This window comes from Streptomyces sp. NPDC021356 (assembly GCF_040641015.1).
In the GTDB taxonomy this organism is placed as follows: domain Bacteria; phylum Actinomycetota; class Actinomycetes; order Streptomycetales; family Streptomycetaceae; genus Streptomyces.
Genome location: NZ_JBFACU010000028.1, coordinates 23,492 through 43,573 on the forward strand (window position 1 = coordinate 23,492; position 20,082 = coordinate 43,573).

Sequence of the window (20,082 nt, forward strand, 5' to 3'; positions counted from 1 at the left end):
CCGAACAGGAAACTTTCCTAACAGTGATCTTCGAGGGCAGGGGGCGAGAGACATGGCAGGGACGAACGGCACGCCGGGTCCGCCGGGCACACCGGGCACCCCGCGGGTCCTGCGCGCCATGAACGACCGGGCCGCCCTCGATCTGCTGCTGGAGCACGGGCCGCTGTCGCGGACCCGGATCGGCAAGCTCACCGGGCTGTCCAAGCCGACCGCCTCCCAGCTGCTGGCCCGGCTGGAGGCCGCCGGGCTGGTCCGCGCCACCGGGACCAGCGAGGGCCGGCCGGGCCCGAACGCACAGCTGTACTCGGTCGATCCGGCCGCCGCGTACGCCGCCGGGCTCGACGTCAACCCGTACCGCATCCGCGCCGCGGTCGCCGACGTCACCGGCCGCACGGTCGGCGAGTTCCGCCTGCCGACCCCCGGCCGGCATCCTTCCCAGCCGGTCGTACGGCAGGTCACCGACGCGCTCGACGGCGCGGTGAAGGCGGCGGGCCTGGCCCGCGCCGACGTCCACCGCCTCGTCATCGGCACCCCCGGCGCCTTCGACCCCAACACCGGCCGCCTGCGCTACGCCTCCCACCTGCCCGGCTGGCACTCCCCCGCGATTCTCGACGAGCTGGCCGCGGCCCTGCCGATGCCGGTGGAGTACGAGAACGACGTCAACCTGGTCGCCATCGCCGAGCAGCGCCTCGGCTCGGCCCGCGGTCACCAGGACTTCGTACTGCTGTGGAACCAGGAGGGCCTCGGCGCCGCCCTGGTCCTGGGCGGCCGGCTGCACCGCGGCTGGACCGGCGGGGCCGGCGAGGTCGGCTTCCTTCCGGTGCCCGGCGCCCCCCTGGTCCGCCAGGTGACCAGGGCCAACAGCGGCGGCTTCCAGGAACTGGCCGGCGCGCAGGTGGTGCCGAAGCTCGCCCGCCGGCTCGGCATCGAGGACCTGCCCTCCGGCCCGTACACCGAGGCCGCCGCCGCGCTCGTCGCCCGCGCCGCCGACCACGCGGGCGGCCCCCACCGGGAGCTGCTGACGGCGTACGCGACCCGGCTGGCCACCGGCCTGGCCTCCCTGGTGTCCGTCCTCGACCCCGAGCTGGTGGTGCTCAGCGGCAGCGCTCTCACCGCCGGCGGCGAGGTGCTGCGCGCCCTGGTCCAGGCCGAACTGGAGGAACTGGCCGCCTCCCGGCCGCGCCTGGTGATGGGCGGCGTACGGGAGCGGCCCGTGCTGCGCGGCGCGCTGGAGAGCGCGCTCGCGGCCACCCGCGACGAGGTCTTCGACACCTCACGCTGAGCCCGCAGCCCGCACCACCCCTCGTCTTCGTCGCCTGTCGTTCCCCGCCCTCCCCTTCCCGCACCGCCCGCCCCAGGGAGATCCCGCCATGCCCGAAGTGTCCAGGAAAGCGGCTCTCGCGCTCGCCGCCTCCGTCTCCGTCGTGCTCTGTGCCACCGCCTGTACCGGCCAGCCGGACCCAGGCGCGAACGATGACGCCTCGAAAGACACGACGATCAACTTCTGGCACGCCTGGAGCGCGCCGAACGAGGTGAAGGCCGTCCAGTCGCTGATCGCCGGCTTCGAGAAGGCGCACCCCAACATCCACGTCAAGGTCGTCGGCAACATGACCGACGACAAGATGAACCAGGCGCTGCGCACCGGCGGCGCCAAGGCGCCGGACGTGATCTCCTCCTTCACCACCAACAACGTGGGCAAGTTCTGCTCCTCGGGCGCGCTGGTCGACCTCGACCCCTTCTTCGAGAAGGCGGCGATCGACCCGGAGAAGACGTTCCCGAAGGCGATGAACGAGTACACGCAGTTCGACGGGAAGCGGTGCGCGGCGCCGCTGCTCGGCGACGCGTACGGGCTCTACTACAACAAGACGGCGTTCGAGAAGGCGGGGATCGAGCGGGCGCCGAAGACCTGGTCCGAGTTCGAGGCGGACGCCAAGAAGCTGACGGTTCCCGACGGGGACGGCTACAAGCAGCTCGGTTTCATGCCGACCTACCACGGCTGGGAATCCACGACCGAGCACCTCTTCGCGCAGTTCTCACCGCGGTACTTCGACGCGGACGGCAAGTCGAACGTCGCCAAGGACCCCGCCTTCGCGAAGGGTTACACGTACCAGAAGAAACTCGTCGACGAACTCGGCGGATTCCAGAAGCTGGAGAAATTCCGGGCCACCCTCGGTGACGAGTGGGGCCCCAAGCACCCCTTCCACACCGGTCAGGTGGCCATGCAGCTCGACGGCGAGTGGCGGCTGGGCATGGCCGAGGAGGCCAAGCCGAAGTTCGAGATCGGCGTGGCGCCGCTGCCCGTCCCGGACGACCAGGTGGGCCAGTACGGCAAGGGCTACATCACCGGCACCGTCACCGGTATCGCCGCCACCAGCCACAGGCAGAACGCGGCCTGGGAATTCGTGAAGTACATCTCCACGGACACCGACGCGGTGGTCGGATTCGCCAACGACATCCACAACGTGCCCTCCACGCTCGCCGCCCTGAAGTCCCCGAAGCTGAAGTACGACCCGCGCTTCAAGACGTTCCTGGACATCGCGGGCGACACGGACTCGACCACCACGCCCGCCTCGATCAACGGCGGTCAGTACCTGGTGACGATCCAGCAGCTCGGCTACGACTACGAGAGCGGCAAGCAGAAGGACCTGAAGGCCGGCCTGGAGAAGGCGGCGCACCAGATCGACACGGACATCGCGCAGGCGGAGTAGAAGAGCGATGACCACCCTCACCCTGGCGTCGAAACGCCGCCGCGCGGCACTGAAGACCCTCGCCTTCATGTCGCCCTGGCTGATCGGATTCACCGTCTTCTTCGCGTATCCGCTGATCTCCACCGTCTATTTCTCGTTCACGCACTACGACGGGTTCAACGCGCCGACGTTCAGCGGCGCGAAGAACTGGACGTACGTCTTCGAGAACTACCCGCTGTTCTGGCCGGCCCTGCGCAACACCCTGTGGCTGGTGGTGGTCATGGTCACCCTGCGGGTCGCCTTCGGCCTGGGCGTCGGCCTGCTGATCACCAGGATCAAGACGGGCACGGGCGTCTTCCGTACCCTGTTCTACCTGCCCTACCTGGCCCCGCCGGTCGCGGCGACCATGGCCTTCGCCTTCCTGCTCAACCCCGGTACGGGCCCGGTCGACTCCCTGCTGGAGAAGACGGGCATCCCGGCGCCCGGCTGGTTCGGCGACCCCACCTGGTCCAAGCCGGCCCTGACCCTGCTCGCCCTGTGGGGCGTGGGCGATCTGATGGTCATCTTCATGGCCGCGCTCCTGGACGTGCCCACCGAGCAGTACGAGGCCGCCGAGCTGGACGGCGCCTCGCCCTGGCAGCGCTTCCGGTACGTCACTCTGCCGAACATCTCGCCGATCGTGATGTTCGCCGTGGTCACCGGCGTGATCCAGACGATGCAGTACTACACCCAGCCACTGATCGCCGGAAAGGTCGCCTCCGGCGTGATCCAGGGCGCGGGCACGATGTTCGAGCCCGGCTACCCGGACAAGTCCACGCTGACCCTCCCCCAGCTCGTGTACAACCTCGGCTTCCAGCGTTTCGACTACGGCTCGGCCTGCGTGGTGGCGCTGGTGCTGTTCGCCCTGTCGATGGCGTTCACCGCGCTCCTGATGCGGCGCCGCGGCGGTCTCATGCAGGCAGGTGACTGACGATGACCCAGGTCCTGGACCAGCCGGCCGCGCTGAGGGCCCCCGCCTCGCCCGCCGAACGCACCGCCCGCCGCAAGGCGCTCCTGCAGTGGATCGCCGTCCACGCGCTCGGCGTGGCCACCGCCCTCTTCTTCGTCCTGCCCTTCGTGTTCGTGTTCCTGACCTCGCTCATGAGCGACAGCCAGGCCCTCAGCCGTGACCTGATCCCGCACACCTGGGAGTGGGGCAACTACAAGAAGGTCTTCGACACCCCGGGCTTCCTCACCTGGTGGAAGAACACGCTCCTGTACGCCGGCGCCGGCACCGTCCTCACGGTCGTGTCCTCGATCCCGGTGGCCTACGCGCTGGCCAAGTTCCGCTTCCGGGGCCGCGACCTGTCACTCATGCTGGTGATCTCGATGATGATGCTGCCCCCGCAGGTGATCATCATCCCGATGTACCTGTTCTGGGCGAAGCAGCTGGACCTGTCCGGCACGCTGTGGCCGCTGATCGTCCCCATGGCGTTCGGCGACGCGTTCTCCGTCTTCCTGCTGCGGCAGTTCCTGACGACCGTCCCGAACGAGTACCTGGACGCGGCGAAGGTCGACGGCTGCGGAGACCTGCGCACCCTGGTGCGGGTGGTGCTGCCCATGGCGAAGCCGGGCATCGCGGCCGTGGCCCTCTTCCAGTTCTTCTACGCCTGGAACGACTACTTCGGCCCGCAGATCTACGCCTCGGAGAACCCCGCCGCCTGGACCCTGTCCTACGGCCTGGAGTCCTTCAAGGGCGCCCGCCACACCGACTGGAACCTCACCATGGCCGCCACCGTGCTGGTCATGGCCCCCGTGATCCTCGTGTTCTTCTTCGCCCAGAAGGCGTTCGTCGAGGGTGTCACGCTCACCGGAGTAAAGGGTTGACAGACATGAAACTCACCGTGGTCGGCGGCGGCTCGACCTACACGCCCGAACTCATCGACGGGTTCGCCCGGCTCAGGGACACCCTCCCGGTGGAGGAACTGGTCCTGGTCGACCCGGCGGCCGACCGCCTTGAGCTGGTGGGCGGCCTGGCCCGCCGCATCTTCGCCAAGCAGGGCCACCCCGGCCGGATCGTCACCACCTGTGACCTGGACGCGGGCGTGGACGGCGCCGACGCCGTCCTGCTCCAGCTGCGCGTCGGCGGACAGGCCGCCCGGCAGCAGGACGAGACCTGGCCGCTGGAGTGCGGCTGCGTCGGCCAGGAGACGACCGGCGCGGGCGGCCTCGCCAAGGCGCTGCGCACGGTCCCGGTGGTCCTGGACATCGCCGAACGGGTGCGGCGCACGAACCCGGACGCCTGGATCATCGACTTCACCAACCCGGTCGGGATCGTCACCCGCGCCCTGCTGGAGGCCGGGCACCGGGCGGTCGGCCTGTGCAACGTGGCGATCGGCCTCCAGCGGAAGTTCGCCGCGCTGCTGGACGTGGCACCCCACGACGTCCACCTGGACCACGTGGGCCTGAACCACCTCACCTGGGAGACCGGCGTGCGTCTGGGCGGCCCGGAGGGCGAGGACGTCCTGCCCCGGCTGCTGGCCGAGCACGGCGACGCCGTCGCCGCCGACCTGCGCCTGCCCCGCCCCCTCCTGGACCGCCTCGGCGTGGTCCCCTCGTACTACCTGCGCTACTACTACGCGCACGACCAGGTGGTGGAGGAGCTGCGCACCAAGCCGTCCCGGGCCGCCGAGGTGGCCGCCATGGAGCGCGAACTGCTGGCGATGTACGGCGACCCGGCCCTGGACGAGAAGCCGGCCCTGCTCGCCAGGCGCGGCGGCGCCTACTACTCGGAGGCCGCGGTGGACCTGGCCGCCGCGCTCCTGGGCGATCAGGGCAGCGGGCCCGCGGGGCCCTCGTCCGAGGGTGGTGGCGGGCGACGGGCGGGAAGCCCGTACCAGGTGGTGAACACCTACAACCGGGGCACGCTGCCGTTCCTGCCGGACGACGCGGTGATCGAGGTGCAGGCGGCGGTCGGCCCCAAGGGCGCGACCCCGCTGCCCGTGGCCCCCGTGGACCCGCTGTACGCGGGCCTGGTCGCGAACGTGACGGCGTACGAGGACCTGGCCCTCCGGGCGGCGCTGCACGGCGGCCGGGACCGCGTCTTCCGCGCCCTCCTCGCCCACCCCCTGGTCGGCCAGTACGCGTACGCCGAGACCCTCACCGACCAGCTGATCGCGCACAACCGGGAGCACCTCGCGTGGGCCTGACCGCAAGCGTCCTCGCCATCGACGCGGGCAACAGCAAGACCGACGTCGCGGTCGTGGCGGCCGACGGGAGCGTCCTCGCCACGGCCCGCGGCGGCGGGTTCCGGCCGCCGGCCGTGGGCGTGGAGACGGCGGTGGACGTGCTCGCGGACGCCGTCGCGCGCGCCTACGCCGAGGCCGGGGTGACCTCGGTCGCGCACGTCTCGGCGTGTCTGGCCAACGCCGACCTGCCCGTGGAGGAGGAACGGCTGGCGTCGGCCCTGCACGCGCGCGCGTGGGGCACGACGGTGGAGGTCCGCAACGACACGTTCGCCGTCCTGCGCGCGGGCGTGGCCGAGCCGCGCGGGGTGGCGGTGGTCTGCGGCGCGGGCATCAACTGCGTCGGCATGCGCCTGGACGGCCGCACGGCCCGCTTCCCCGCGATAGGCCGCATCTCCGGCGACTGGGGCGGCGGCTCGGGCCTGGCGGAGGAGGCGCTGTGGTTCGCCGCCCGCGCGGAGGACGGCCGCGGCGAGCCGACCGCGCTGGCGCGCACGCTGCCGGGGCACTTCGGGCTGGCCTCCATGTACGCCCTCATCGAGGCGCTGCACCTGGAACACATCGAGCCGGAGCGGCGGCACGAACTGGCGCCCGTGCTGTTCGCCACGGCCACGGAAGGCGATCCGATCGCACGTTCGATCGTGGAACGTCTGGCGGAGGAGGTGGTGTGCATGGCCGTGGTCGCGCTGTCCCGTCTCGACCTGCTCGGCGAGGAGACTCCGGTCCTGCTGGGCGGCAGCGTCCTGGCCGCCCGCCACCCGCAGCTCGACACGTCCCTGCGCGAACGCCTGTCCGCGCGGGCGCCCAAGGCGGTCCCCCAGGTGGTCACGGCCCGTCCGGTCCTCGGCGCGGCGCTGCTGGGACTGGACCGCACGGGGGCACCCGCGGCGGCCGGGGACCGGGTGCGGACCCGCTTCGAGCGCTGACGGGAACGGGCCGCGGCCCCCGCGGTGGACGGCCCCTCGCGTGCCCCGCGCGGCGGCGAACGGGGCACGCCCGCCCCGCGGGGGAACCGAACCGATCCGTCCTGCGTATTCATGGGCAGGGGGTGGTGCGGGGCGTGCGCCGTGTGCGCCCCCTGGTGACCTCGTCGCGGCCTGACCAAGATCCGGTGAAGGCCGGTGCGGATGTCGGTTCCGGCAGGGATACTTGCGGCGACGGATGACCACGGGGGGTCAGCAGTGACACACTCGCCGAACAGCAGCGCGGCACCGCCGGGCCCCGGCGCGCCCGCGCCGCCCGCCGTGCCGCCGCAGCCCGGGGCGCCTGCCCCGCCGCGCCCACCGGTGCCCGCGGCCCCGGCGGCGGCCCCCGCGCCGCCGCGCCGTACGGCGTTCGCCGAGGGCGTCGACCGGCTGCGCGCCGCCGCCGTCACCGAGCCGGGGCGGCTGCGCCTGATCGGTGCGCTCCTGGCGCTGCTCGTCGTCGCGTTCGGTGCCGTCGCCGCCTGGCAGAGCGGGCACCGGCAGTCGGCCGCCGACGACGTCCTGCGCCACAGCCAGCCCCTCAGCTCCGAGGCCGCCGGGATCTTCCGCTCCCTCGCCGACGCCAACACCATGGCGAGCAGCGGCTATCTGGCGGGCCTCCAGGAGTCGCGCGCGACCCGCACGCGCTACGAGTCGGACATCGCCGCCGCCGCCGAGAGCCTGGTGACGGCCGCCGCCAACTCCACGCCCGGTTCCCCGGCCACCAAGGCCATCAGCGACCTCAACGAACTGCTGCCGCGCTACAAGGGCCTGGTCGAGACCGCCCGCGCCAACAACCGGCAGGGCTTCCCGGTGGGCGGCGCCTATCTGCGCGCCGCCAACACCCTGATGCAGAACCGGATGCTCCCGGCGGCCGAGAAGCTGTACACGAACGAGAACGGGCGGCGCGACGCGGACTACGGCGACGCGACCCCGTACCCGTGGGCCGCGATCGCGCTCGGCGTGCTCGCCCTGGCCGCCCTCGCCTTCGCCCAGCACCGCGACTACCGGCGGACCAACCGGGTGCTGAACCACGGCCTGGTGGCCGCCGCGGCGGCCACCACCGTGGTCCTGCTGTGGCTGGTCGTCGGCCACAGCGTCGCCCGCGCGGGCCTCCACGACTCGCGGCGCGGCGTGGACGCGCTGGACGTGCTGCACGACGCGCGGATCGCCTCCCTCAAGGCCCGCGGCGACGAGAACCTCACCCTGGTGAGCCGCGGCGCGGAGACCAAGCGCCTGCCGGACGGCACGGACATGGACGCCTACGACTGGAACTACGACCAGGAGATCGGCGGCCTCGCCCGGACCCTGGCCGAGGCCGAGTCGCTCACCGGCGACGCGGCGGGCCGGGCGCCGGTGCGGGCCGCGAGCGAGTCGGTGAAGGTGTGGAAGTCCCGCCACGCGCTGGCCCGCCAGGCCAACGACCTCGGCGACTACAAGGCGGCCCGGGACCGGGTCATCGGTACCGGCGCGAAGGACCAGTCGACGGGCAGGTGCTTCGACGACGTCGACGCCTCGCTCGTGACGGCGCTCGACCACGCCACGCAAAAGGTCGACGACGCCACGCGGGACGGGCTGGACGCGATGGGCCACCTGCCGGAGGGCTCCGCGGCCCTGGCCCTCCTCGGCGCCGCCGGCGCCCTGCTGGGCATCGGGCGCAGGCTGTCGGAGTACCGGTGAGAGGGAGCGTGACAGGGGTGGAAGGAGGCGTGCGCATGCGGGTGCGGCGGCGGTCCGGTCTGCGGGGCTGGGGCGGCGTGGGCGCGATGGCGGTCGTCTGCGTCCTGGCGCTGGCGTTCGTCCTGGTGCTGCCGGGCACCCGCTCGCACGGCGGGCGCACCCCGGTCGCCGCCGGCGCACGGACCACGCAGGGCGTGCAGGCCAAGGCCGGCGACTGCCAGGACGGCGACGTGCAGAACCTGAGCCTGGCACCGGCGGACGCCGAGGGGCCCGCCGTCGCGGCGATCAGGAAGCGCGGCTACCTCCGGGTCGGCGTCGACCAGAACAGCTACGGCTGGGGCTACCGCAACCCGAACAGCGCCTCCGACGACCTGGACGGCTTCGACATCGCCCTCGCCCACCAGATCGCCCAGGACCTCCTCGGCGACCGGGACAAGGTCGCGTTCAAGGCCATCCCGACCAACGAGCGGGAGAAGGCGATCGCGGACGACCGGGTGGACCTCGTGGTGCGCACCATGACGATCACCTGCAAGCGCCTGGAGAAGGTGGCGTTCTCCGCGCCGTACTTCCTGACCGGCCAGCAGGTCCTCGCCCCGCGCACGTCGTCGATCACCGGCTACGACAAGTCCCTCGCCGGGAAGAAGATCTGTTCCGCGACCGGTTCGACGGCCTACGACCACCTGGCCGCCGACAAGAAGAGCGGCACCCTGCCCGGCTCCACCGACATCTCCACCACCGTCCCCAACCAGCTGGACTGCCTGGTGCGGCTGCAACTGAACGAGGTGGACGCGGTGGTGACCGACGGCGCCCTCGCCGCCAGCCAGGCCGCGCAGGACCCGGCGGTGGAGCTGAAGGGCGGCACCTTCACCAAGGAGTACTACGGCGTGGCGATGAAGCGCGGCGCCGACGATCTGGTACGTCAGGTCAACCGGAGCCTGGAGAACTACCGCAAGGACGGGGGCTGGAAGCGGGCGTACGACAACTGGCTGTCCCGCACGCTGGGTAAGGACTCGGAGTCGGCGACCCCGCCGACACCGGACTACCGGTGAGCACCCGGTGACCGTCGCCCGCGCGGGCGGCGGGCCGGGGCGCCGCCGGGCGGCGCAGGACCGACGGAACACGAAGAGCAGCGAGAGGTGATCGATGGGCGGCGCGGACCCCGCCGGGCCGGTGCTGGACCGGGACGAGGTGGACCGTGCGCTGGCGCGGCTCGGCGCGGAGCACGAGGCGATCGAGACCTCGCTCCTGGCCCTCCAGGACCACGCGGGCCGCAGGCTCCTCGAAGGCGCCCGCCTCACCGGCGTCACCCAGGAGCGCTGGGCGGCCGCGGAGGCGTCGATCACGCTGCTGTGGGCGTACTTCGACGCCTACACGGCCGCGTTGCGCAGCGCCCGTGAGATCCGTGCCCGGCGCCGCTGGTCCAGCCGCGAGGACCTGGTGGAGCTGACCGGGCTGCTGCGCGGCGAGTCCGTCACGGTGCCCGGTTCTGCCGCGGCCGCGGCGAACGCCCCGGCCCTCACCGGTGCGGGCCGCCTCAGCCACAGCTTCTCGCTGGCCGCGCTGGTGGACCGGATGAACGAGCTGTACGCGAGCAGCCTGGACCTGGTGGTCGCCGCCGACGCGGTCTGGTCGGCGCTGCCCGCCCGGATCGACCTGCTCGCCGCCGAACTGCAGCGCACCCGGCGGCTCGCGCACTCGGTCGGCGTCCGCCCCGGCGAGCATCCGGCGGGCGACGACCTGGAGCGCATCACCCGCACCCTGACCGGCCTGCGCGAGCAGGTGGTCAGCGATCCGCTCGCCTACTGGACGCCCGCGCAGGGCAGTTCGGCGCCGGGCGGCGGCCGCCCGGACACCACGGTGTACGACCGCGAGGCGCGCGCGCTGGAGGAGGTGCGCCGGGAGATCGACGCCGTGCTCGGGGTGCGGCAGGACGCCGAGCAGCGGCTGATCAGGCTCCGGGACGTGCTCTCGCGCGCGGACCGCACGCTCGCCGAGGCGCGGACCGCGCGCGGCGAGGTGCTGGCGAAGATCGCCGCCACGGAGGTGCCGGTGGTCAGCGGGCCGCCGACCGCCCTCCAGGAGCAGTTGGCGACGGCCGCCGAGTACCGCAGGCAGGCTCAGTGGCACCGCCTGTCGCCGCTGCTGGAGTCGCTGGAGCAGAAGGCGGAGGACGAACTGCTGCGGGCGCGCGAGTCGTTGACGGCGGTCACCGCGCCGCTTGCGGTCCGCGCCGAGCTGCGCGGCCGGCTGGACGCGTACCGGGCGAAGGTGACCCGGCACGGTCTGGCGGAGGATCCGCTGCTGGTCGAGCGGTACGACGCGGCCCGCCGCATGCTGTGGAGCGCGCCCTGCGACCTGCGGGTGGCCGAGCAGGCCGTGCTGCGCTACCAGCGGGCGGCGGCCGAACTGCTCGGCACGGCGCGGGTGCCGCGCCAGGGCGGCCCTCGGGACGACGACGGTAAGGGGGAGTCATGAGCCAGGCGGGGCAGACCTGCCAGCGGCCGGACTGCGGCGGCGCGTACGAGGACGTGGGCGGCGGCGAGCTGTACTGCGACACGTGCGGTCTGGCGCCGGTGGTGTCGGTGACCGGCATGGTCGCCTCGGCGCCCACCGGGGTCGCCGGCGGCGCGGGCGGCTCGGCGGGCAGCGGGAGCGCGTCTTCCGGCACGGCCGGCGGCGCCCGCGGCGCGGGTACGTCGTCGCAGTCGTCGAGGTCGCGCCGGTCGGTGTCGGGGCGACTGTCGCGTTCCCTGTCGGGCCGGTCCACCAGCCGCTCGGTGTCGGTGCGCAGTTCCGGTTCGGCCGCGGGCTCCTCCGGGCGCAGCCGGCTGGGGGCGGGTCTGGTGCAGGTGCCGCAGGTGCCGCGGCCCGACCCGCGTTCGATGGTGCTGGACGACCCTGAGGTGCCCGAGCGGAAGCGGTTCTGCTCGCGCTCGGACTGCGGGGCGCCGGTGGGCCGGGCGCGCGGTGAGCGGCCGGGCCGCACGGAGGGCTTCTGCACCAAGTGCGGCCATCCGTACTCGTTCGTGCCCAAGCTGAAGCCCGGGGACGTCGTGCACGGCCAGTACGAGGTCGTCGGCTGCCTGGCGCACGGCGGTCTCGGCTGGGTCTACCTCGCCGTGGACCGGGCGGTGTCCGACCGGTGGGTCGTGCTCAAGGGCCTGCTCGACACCGGCGACCAGGACGCGATGGCGGCGGCCATCTCCGAGCGGCGCTTCCTGGCGGAGATCGAGCACGCCAACATCGTGCGGATCTACAACTTCGTGGAACACCTCGACCAGCGCACCGGCTCCCTCGACGGCTACATCGTGATGGAGTACGTCGGCGGCAAGTCGCTGAAGGAGATCGCCAACGCCCGCCGCGCCGCGGACGGCAGGCGCGACCCGCTGCCGGTGGAGCAGGCGTGCGCGTACGGCATCGAGGCCCTGGAGGCGCTCGGCCACCTGCACAGCCGCAACCTGCTGTACTGCGACTTCAAGGTCGACAACGCGATCCAGACCGAGGACGAGCTGAAGCTCATCGACATGGGCGCGGTGCGCCGCATGGACGACGACGAGTCGGCCATCTACGGCACCGTCGGCTACCAGGCGCCCGAGGTCGCGGAGACCGGCCCGTCGGTGGCCAGCGACCTGTACACGGTGGCCCGCACGCTCGCGGTGCTCACCTTCGACTTCCAGGGCTACACGAACGTCTTCGTGGACTCCCTGCCCGACCCGGACACCATCGAGGTGTTCCGGCGCTACGAGTCCTTCTACCGGCTGCTGGTGCGGGCCACCGACCCGGACCCGGCCCGCCGGTTCGCCTCCGCGCAGGAGATGGCCGAGCAGCTGACGGGCGTGCTCCGGGAGGTCGTGTCGCTGCAGACGGGCCGGGCGCGTCCGGCGCTGTCGACGCTGTTCGGGCCCGAGACCAGGGTCACGGACACGGAGCTGTTCCCGGCACTGGACGGCGACGTGTCCCGGCTGGGCGCCCGGCCCCCGCGCGGTCCCCGGGCCCCGGCCGCGGCCCTGGCGCTCGGCCCGGCCCCCGCGCCGCCCGCCCCGGGCGCTGCCGCCGTGCCCGCACCCGGCGCCCCGGTCGCCGCCCCGGTTCTCGTGAAGCCGGCCGGTGCCCCGGCGGCGGCGCTCGCCCTGCCCGCCCCGCACGTCGATCCCGGCGACCCCGACGCGGGCTTCCTGGCGGGTCTGATGGCGTCCGCGCCGGCCGAGCTGATCCACGCCCTGACCGCCGCGCCCGCGCCCTCGACCGAGACCCGGCTGCGCGAGGTCCGCGCCCGCCTGGAGACCGGCGAGGCGGACACCGCCGTACGCGTGCTGCGCGCCCTGGAGCAGCAGCACCCCGACGACTGGCGGGTCGTCTGGTACCGGGGCCTGACCGCCCTGGTCACCGCCGACCACGAGGAGGCGGCGCTCGCCTTCGACGCGATCTACGACGCCTTCCCCGGGGAGGTCGCGCCGAAGCTGGCGCTCGGCCTGTGCGCGGAGGTCCTCGGCCAGCTCGACAACGCGGCCGAGTACTACCGCCTGGTCTGGTCGAGCGACCCCAGTTACGTGAGCGCGGCCTTCGGACTGGCCCGGGTCCGGCTCGCGGGCGGCGACCGGCAAGGGGCGGTACGGGCCCTGGAGTCGGTCCCGGAGTCCTCCATCCACTACACGGCGGCGCGGGTGGCGGCCGTACGGGCGCGGCTGCGGCACCGTACGGCACCCGCCTCCGACACGCCGTTCCTGGCGGACCTGACGGCCGCCGCCGGGCAGGTGGAGGCGCTGCGGGCCTACGGTCTGGACCCCGCCCGGCGCGAGCTGCTGTCGGCCGAAGTACTCGGCTGCGCGCTGGACTGGATACTCTCCGGGGGCCGGGCCACCGACCCGTCCTCCCGGCGGGTGCTGCTCGGCAGCGACCTGGACGAGCGGGGACTCCGCTTCGGCCTGGAGCGTACGTACCGCACGCTGGCCCGGCTGGCGCCCGGCGGCGAGGAGAGGATCGACCTGGTGGAACGTGCCAACCGTTACCGCCCCCGGACGTGGGTGTAGTTGATGTCCCAGATGCACCAGCAGGCCGCTCTGACGAACTGCCCGAGCTGCGCGGAGCCGCTGGAGGCGGGTGACCGTTTCTGCGGCGCCTGCGGATACGACCTGTCCGCCGCCGCGCCCCGGCACGACATGCCGACGGTCCAGATGAACGGCGGCGCGGTGCCGCGCCCGTCCGCACCGCCCGAGGGCGGCACGGAGGGCGACGGGTGGCCGCTCGCCCCGCAGTCGGACAGTTCCGGCGCGGCCCGCATGCAACGCCCCGCCGACCTCCCGGGCACCGACTCGGGCGGCTCACCGCTGCCCGCTCAGGGGCAGCACGGGCGGGAGCCGTCAGCGGCGGCGCCGGAGGCGGGCGTACGGTTCGACCGTCCCGCGGAGCCCGAGGAGTACCCGCTCCAGGCCCCGGACCCGCGCACGGCCCCGGACGGCACGGAGGGCACCGCCGCCCTCCCGGAATCCGGCGCACCGGTCGGCAGCGGTGTTCCCGGCGGGACCGGTGTCGCGGACAGCACCGGTGTTCCGGACGGGACCGGTGTTCCCGGTGAGACCGGCGCGGTGTGCGTGGCCTGTCGGGCGGGCCGGGTGGACGGCGACGGCTACTGCGAGAACTGCGGTCACGCCCAGCCCCGCGAACGCGACCACATGGAACGGCAGTCGGGCCCGGTCGCGGCGGTCAGCGACCGCGGTCTGCGCCACCACCGCAACGAGGACGCGTTCGCCGTCGGCAACGCCGTCCTGCCCGACGGCTCTCCCGCGACGGTGGCCGTCGTCTGCGACGGCGTCTCCTCCGCGACCCGCCCCGACGAGGCCTCCCTCGCCGCCTCCCGGGCCGCCTCCGAGTCCCTGCTGGCCGCCCTGCCCCGGGGCACGCACCCGCAGCAGGCCATGCACGACGCGATCGTCGCCGCCGCGCGGGCGGTCGACGCGCTCGCCGAGGAGCCCGCCGGGGCCCGTGAGCACGCCCCCCAGCAGAACTCCCCCGCCTGCACGCTCGTCGGCGCGGTGGTCACCGCCGGGCTGCTGATCGTCGGCTGGGTCGGCGACAGCCGCGTCTACTGGGTGCCGGTGGACCGCGCGGCGCCGCCGGCCCGGCTCACCGAGGACGACTCGTGGGCCGCGCAGATGGTCGCGGCGGGCCTGATGAGCGAGGCGCAGGCCTACGCCGACGAGCGCGCCCACGCGATCACCGGCTGGCTCGGCGCGGACGCCTACGAACTGGAGCCGCACACCGCCTCGTTCAAGCCGGACCGGCCCGGAGTGGTCGTGGTCTGCACGGACGGCCTGTGGAACTACGCCGAGTCGGCGCAGGAGATGGCCGAGGCCCTGCCCCTGGACGCGGCCGTGCGCCCGCTGCACAGCGCCCGGGTCCTGGTCGGCCACGCGCTCGACGGCGGGGGCCACGACAACGTAACAGTGGCCGTCCTGCCGTTCCCGGCACCGCCGCAGGGGGCAGGATCGGCCTGAGGGACACGGCCGGAGCGCGCGAGGGGGCGCCCGGTCCGGGTGCCCTCGCACGGGGACTTCCCGGGGACCGGAGGGCACCGTCAGGGGGCCGGGGGGGACCGGTCCGGCAGAGCCGCACAGTCGTCAGCCCCGCCCGCGGGGCCCAGAGGGGGGATCTGGGAAGGCATGGCCAATTTCTCGAAGTCCAGCGTGCCGCGGTTCTCGATGGACGTGTACCAGAACGAGTACCTGCCGGAGGGCGGGCGGGAGGTCGACGCCATCGTCACGGTGACGGCGACCGGCGGGGGCACCATCGGGAGCGCGGTCACCGCCCCGCACCTGTACCCGTCCGGCCAGGGGCCGTCCGCGGCGGTGGTCGTCATGGTCGACTGCTCAGGTTCGATGGACTACCCGCCGACCAAGATGCGGGGCGCCCGTGAGGCCACGGCCGCCGCGATCGACACGCTGCGCGACGGCGTGCGGTTCGCGGTGGTCGCCGGGACGCACGTGGCCACGGAGGTCTACCCGGGCGGCGGCAGGCTCGCCGTCGCCGACGCCACCACCCGCGACCAGGCCAGGACCGCGCTGCGCCGGCTCGGCGCGGGCGGCGGCACCGCCATCGGCACCTGGCTGCGGCTGGCCGACCGGCTGCTCGCCTCGCAGGACGTCGCCATCCGGCACGGCATCCTGCTCACCGACGGCCGCAACGAGCACGAGTCGCCGGACGACCTCAGGGCGACGCTCGACGCGTGCGCCGGGCGCTTCACCTGTGACGCCCGCGGTGTGGGCACCGACTGGGAAGTGAAAGAAGTCACAGGGATCGCCTCCGCGCTGCTGGGCACCGCCGACATCGTCGCCGACCCGGCCCGCCTGGCCGCCGACTTCACCCGGATGATGGAGACGGCGATGGGCAAGGAGGTCGCCGACGTCGCCCTGCGGGTGTGGACACCGGTCGGTGCCACGATCAAGTTCGTCAAGCAAGTCGCCCCCACCGTCGAGGAGCTGGGCGACCGCCGCAGCGAGGCCGGCCCGCGCGCCGGGGACTACCCGACCGGCTCCTGGGGCGACGAGTCCCGGGACTACCACCTCTGCGTCGAGGTCCCGAGCGCGAACATCGGCCAGGAGATGCTGGCGGCACGGGTCTCCCTGGTGGTGCCGGAGCCGGACGGAAGCTCCCGGAACCTCGGCGCCCAGGGTCTCGTACGGGCCGTGTGGACCGACGACATGGCCGCTTCCACCTCCATCAACCCTCAGGTCGCCCACTACACCGGGCAGGCCGAACTGGCCCGGGCCATCCAGCAGGGGCTCGATCTTCGCAAAGCGGGCGATTTCGATGGAGCAACGACCAAACTGGGGCGGGCGGTTCAGCTCGCGAACGCCTCCGGGAACGCCGATACCGCGAAGCTGCTCGCCAAGGTGGTGGACGTGGTGGACGCCGCGACGGGTACTGTGCGACTGAAGGCGAAGGTCGAGGAGGCCGACGAGATGACTCTCGAGACCCGGTCGACAAAGACTGTTCGTGTAAAGAAGTGACCTGGCACGGCTCGGCTCCACGAGCCGGCGGTACGACCCAGCAGCACAGCGACAGACAGTGAGCCCGGCCCCTCGGGGTGGGAGAAATCCGGCCGATGCGGCCGGAAAGGAGAGGGGGAAGCGCCGACATGCCGACCTGCCCGAACGGACACCAGTCGGGTTCCGACGACTGGTGCGAGGTCTGCGGTCACCGCATGGCCGGTGCCGTACCACCACCTCCCCCGCCGCCTCCCCCGGTCGGCGGCTACGGCTTCCCGCCCGCGCCGGGACCGGGCGGACCCGGCGGCCCTGGCGGTCCCGGGCCGGCCGGCGGCTTCCCGCCGCCTCCCGGGGGGCCCGGCTCCCAGCCGGAACTCTGCCCGCAGTGCCGCACGCCCCGCGAGGGCGGTGCGCCGTTCTGCGAGGAGTGCCGGTGGAACTTCCTGACGAACACCGCCACCTCGTACACCCCGGCCGCCCCGCGCCCGCAGGCGCCCGGCCCCGGCCCGGTCGGCGGCCCCGGCGGCGGTACCGGCCCGCGCTTCCCGCAGGCGCCCGCCCCGGCCTACGGCAGCGGCGGCGACGCCTTCGACTACCAGGGCTCCCGGCCCTCCCAGGTGAACCGGCCGGCCGAGCCGATCCCGCCGAACCCGCCCTTCGGCGACCCCGCGGGCCGTCCCGGCGGCCCGGGCGGCCCCGGTGGGCCCGGCGGCCCCGGCTCCTCGGGCTTCGGCGGCGCCCCCCGGCCGACCGGCCCGTCCGGTGGTCCGGGTGGTCCCGGTGCTCAGGGCGCACCCGGAGGACCCGGCCCCTCGGGCTTCGGCGGTGACCCTTCCCGCCCCCTCCCGCCGCCCCCCGGCCCGCCGCCGCACGCCGGCCTCGGCGCTCCTGGTGGCCCCGGCGCACCCGGCGGCGCCCCGCAGGCCTTCCACCGGGCCGGCCCGCCCGCGCCGCCGCCCTTCCCGCAGGAGGCGAACAGGCCACAGCCCGGCGGTCCGTCCTTCGGCGGTGGCGACGACGACTGGGTGATCTCCCCGCCGTCGTCCACGAACCCCGGCGGCCCAGGTCCTGGTGGTCCGGCCGGTGGTCCCGGCGCTCCGGGTGGTCCGGCCGGTGGTCCCGGTGGTTACGGCTACCCGCAGCCCGGCCCCGGACAGCGCCCCGGCCCTCAGGGCGGCCCCGGTGGTTACGGCTACCCGCAACCCGGCCCCGGACAGCCTCCGGGCGCCCAGGGCGGCCCCGGTGCCTACGGCTACCCGCAGCCCGGCGCCACGCAGGCCCCGCCGCCACCCCCGCCCGGCCCCGCGTTCCCGCACCAGGCACAGCAGCCGCAGCAGACCCAGCCGCCGCAGCAACTCCACCAGCCGCAGCAGCCGGCGACCTGGACGGCGACGATCGGGCCGGACCGCGAGTACTTCATGGCGATGATGCACCGCTCCGGCCCCGAGGCCGCGGGCCTGAACCTGCCCGCGTACTCGCCCGAGCAGCAGCGCACGCTCAGCGGCGACCAGATCACCATCGGCCGCCGCCGGCACTCCACCGGGGACACCCCCGACATCGACCTGGCGGTGCCGCCGGAGGACCCGGGCGTCTCGCACCAGCACGCGGTGCTCGTCCAGCAGCCCGACGGCAACTGGGCGGTGGTCGACCAGAACTCGACCAACGGCACCACGGTCAACGGCTCCGAGGAGCCGATCCAGCCCTTCGTGCCGGTGCCGTTGCAGGACGGGGACCGGGTGCACGTCGGCGCGTGGACGACGATCACCGTCCGGCGCGGCTGACCGGAGGGCGTACGGATCAACCCGGCAGGGGCCAGCTGTGCGGCCCCTGCGGGTCGTCCAGCCACGCCCGGGCCCGCTCGCCGCTCACGGTGACCCCGTAGCGCTCCCGTTCCGGCCGGCCCGCGCGTTCCCACAGGTCGTACGCCTCGCGTGCGTCGGTCCGCCCCCGGACCAGGGCGAGCAGGAAGCGGAAGGACTCGTCCTCACGGGCCCGCGCGGGTACGCCCTCCAGCCTCGGCACCGGTGCCGCCGGTCCGCTGCCGCCGCCGCGCAGCGGCACGAAGTAGGCGGGAGTGTCGAGGAACGGTCCTTCCGCGTGCCCGGCGTCCCGCACCGTCAGGGCGACCAGCCCGGTGGCGATCGGCAACAGGATCCGGCCACCGGGGACGCACTGGGCCGGCCAGGCGGGCGGGACGGAGGGCAGCGCGCAGGTGGCGATGATCCGGTCGAAGGGGGCGCGCCGGGGGACCCCGCGGGTGCCGTCTGCGGTGACCACCACCGGGTGGTGGCCTGCGGCGGCCAGGTGGCGCCGGGCCGACTCGGTGATCTCCGGTTCCAGGTCGACGGTGGTGACGAGGCCGTCGTCACCGAGCCGGTGGGCGAGCAGCGCCGCGTTGTAGCCGGTGCCCGCGCCGATCTCCAGGACCCGGTCGCCGTCCCGCACCCGCAGCTCGGCGAGCATCTGCGCCATCAGCGAGGGCTGGCTGCTGGAGGAGACGAGTTCGCCGTCGCGCAGCCGGGTGGCCAGCGGCACGTCCTCGTAGGCGCCGCGCAGCCACCGCTCCCGCGCGGCGGGGTCCGGGTCCTCGCCCCAGCGCCGTTCGTAGCCGCCGGGGCCGGCGACGTAGTAGTACGGCACGAACAGGTGCCTTGGCACCGCGGCGAACGCCTCCCGCCACACCGGGTCGCGGGCCCAGGCCCCGCTCGCCTCGATCTCCCGGACCAGCGCGGCCCGCTCCGCGGCGGCCTGCCCGGCCCGGTCCTTGTCGTCGGTGTCGACGGGGTGCGCGCCCATGGCTCCACTGTGCGGCGCGATCGGCCGCGGGGCGAGCCTCCACGTCAGGGCGTGGGGGGACCTAAGTCCTCGGTCCTGCGTCCGGCCGTCTGAGACGATGAACGGGTGAATGAGATTCGGCGCGGCACGCTTCAGGAGCAGACCTTCTACGAGCAGGTCGGTGGGGAGGAGACCTTCCGCCGGCTCGTCCACCGTTTCTACGAGGGGGTCGCAGGCGATCCCGAGCTGCGGGCCATGTACCCGGAGGAGGACCTCGGTCCGGCGGAGGAGCGGCTGCGGCTGTTCCTGATCCAGTACTGGGGCGGCCCGACGACGTACAGCGAGCGGCGCGGCCACCCGCGGCTGCGCATGCGGCACGCGCCCTTCACGGTGGACCGGGCGGCGCACGACGCGTGGCTGCGGCACATGCGCGCCGCCGTGGACGAGCTTGGCCTGTCCGAGGAGCACGAGCGCACGCTGTGGAACTACCTGACGTACGCGGCGGCGTCGATGGTCAACACCCCGGACTGAGCCGCCGGGGCCCCGCCCGGCCCCGTCCCGTCCGGCCGTACGGCCCCGCTCCCGTCCGGCCCGGCCCGGTGAGGGCAGACCCGGTCAGGGCAGGCCCGATGACGTCGCCCGGGTTGCCCGCTTCGCCCGGTCCGCCCGCCCGTACCGGACGGTTCGACCGCTCGGAGTCCCGTATTCCGGTCGTTCGTCGCCGTATTCCGGTCACAATCCGATCAAGCTAGTTCTACAAGCGCTT

Annotated in this window: 15 protein-coding genes; 14 read left to right on the forward strand and 1 reads right to left on the reverse strand. The window is 73.9% G+C overall.

What is annotated here, in order from left to right:
* Positions 1–52: 52 nt before the first annotated feature.
* The 13 genes from AB0G56_RS30310 (at position 53) to AB0G56_RS30370 (ending at position 18,322) form a co-directional block, all read left to right on the forward strand.
* On the forward strand, positions 53–1,282 hold the full coding sequence (locus AB0G56_RS30310; protein WP_360975364.1) for an ROK family transcriptional regulator: 1,230 nt from the start codon (positions 53–55) through the stop codon (positions 1,280–1,282).
* 88 nt (positions 1,283–1,370) lie between these two features.
* The gene (locus AB0G56_RS30315) at positions 1,371–2,708 is read left to right on the forward strand and encodes an ABC transporter substrate-binding protein (RefSeq protein WP_360975367.1); all 1,338 of its coding nucleotides are present in this window, start codon (positions 1,371–1,373) and stop codon (positions 2,706–2,708) included.
* Positions 2,709–2,715: 7 nt separating this feature from the next.
* Positions 2,716–3,657, forward strand: a complete 942-nt coding sequence (locus AB0G56_RS30320) for a sugar ABC transporter permease (protein WP_360975369.1) — start codon at positions 2,716–2,718, stop codon at positions 3,655–3,657.
* Positions 3,658–3,659: 2 nt separating this feature from the next.
* Positions 3,660–4,553 carry a carbohydrate ABC transporter permease gene (locus tag AB0G56_RS30325; protein ID WP_360975372.1) on the forward strand — a complete coding sequence of 298 codons (894 nt, stop codon included), beginning with the start codon at positions 3,660–3,662 and terminating at the stop codon, positions 4,551–4,553.
* A gap of 5 nt (positions 4,554–4,558) precedes the next feature.
* Complete coding sequence (locus AB0G56_RS30330) at positions 4,559–5,875, forward strand: 6-phospho-beta-glucosidase (protein WP_360975375.1); 1,317 nt, start codon at positions 4,559–4,561, stop codon at positions 5,873–5,875.
* Positions 5,866–6,837, forward strand: coding sequence for a BadF/BadG/BcrA/BcrD ATPase family protein (locus tag AB0G56_RS30335; protein WP_360975378.1), 972 nt, complete (start codon positions 5,866–5,868; stop codon positions 6,835–6,837). Before AB0G56_RS30330 ends, AB0G56_RS30335 begins: the two co-directional genes overlap by 10 nt.
* A 255-nt stretch (positions 6,838–7,092) precedes the next feature.
* Positions 7,093–8,556 carry a hypothetical protein gene (locus tag AB0G56_RS30340; protein WP_360975381.1) on the forward strand — a complete coding sequence of 488 codons (1,464 nt, stop codon included), beginning with the start codon at positions 7,093–7,095 and terminating at the stop codon, positions 8,554–8,556.
* Positions 8,557–8,591: 35 nt separating this feature from the next.
* On the forward strand, positions 8,592–9,605 hold the full coding sequence (locus AB0G56_RS30345; protein WP_360975384.1) for a glutamate ABC transporter substrate-binding protein: 1,014 nt from the start codon (positions 8,592–8,594) through the stop codon (positions 9,603–9,605).
* Between the two features lie 94 nt (positions 9,606–9,699).
* Complete coding sequence (locus AB0G56_RS30350) at positions 9,700–11,031, forward strand: hypothetical protein (RefSeq protein ID WP_360975386.1); 1,332 nt, start codon at positions 9,700–9,702, stop codon at positions 11,029–11,031.
* A complete protein-coding gene (locus tag AB0G56_RS30355; protein WP_360975389.1) occupies positions 11,028–13,586 on the forward strand; it encodes a tetratricopeptide repeat protein in 2,559 nt (852 codons plus the stop codon). Before AB0G56_RS30350 ends, AB0G56_RS30355 begins: the two co-directional genes overlap by 4 nt.
* 3 nt (positions 13,587–13,589) lie before the next feature.
* Positions 13,590–15,050 carry a protein phosphatase 2C domain-containing protein gene (locus tag AB0G56_RS30360; RefSeq protein WP_360975392.1) on the forward strand — a complete coding sequence of 487 codons (1,461 nt, stop codon included), beginning with the start codon at positions 13,590–13,592 and terminating at the stop codon, positions 15,048–15,050.
* A 165-nt stretch (positions 15,051–15,215) separates the two neighbouring features.
* Positions 15,216–16,562 carry a VWA domain-containing protein gene (locus AB0G56_RS30365; RefSeq protein WP_360975395.1) on the forward strand — a complete coding sequence of 449 codons (1,347 nt, stop codon included), beginning with the start codon at positions 15,216–15,218 and terminating at the stop codon, positions 16,560–16,562.
* A 128-nt stretch (positions 16,563–16,690) separates the two neighbouring features.
* Positions 16,691–18,322, forward strand: a complete 1,632-nt coding sequence (locus tag AB0G56_RS30370; protein ID WP_360975398.1) for an FHA domain-containing protein — start codon at positions 16,691–16,693, stop codon at positions 18,320–18,322.
* Between the two features lie 16 nt (positions 18,323–18,338).
* Here AB0G56_RS30370 and AB0G56_RS30375 read toward each other — a convergent pair whose 3' ends face one another.
* Complete coding sequence (locus AB0G56_RS30375; protein WP_360975401.1) at positions 18,339–19,337, reverse strand: methyltransferase domain-containing protein; 999 nt, start codon at positions 19,335–19,337, stop codon at positions 18,339–18,341.
* A 105-nt stretch (positions 19,338–19,442) separates the two neighbouring features.
* On the opposite strand from AB0G56_RS30375, the gene AB0G56_RS30380 reads away from it, so the two are divergent.
* The gene (locus AB0G56_RS30380) at positions 19,443–19,847 is read left to right on the forward strand and encodes a globin (RefSeq protein ID WP_360975404.1); all 405 of its coding nucleotides are present in this window, start codon (positions 19,443–19,445) and stop codon (positions 19,845–19,847) included.
* Positions 19,848–20,082: the final 235 nt, after the last annotated feature.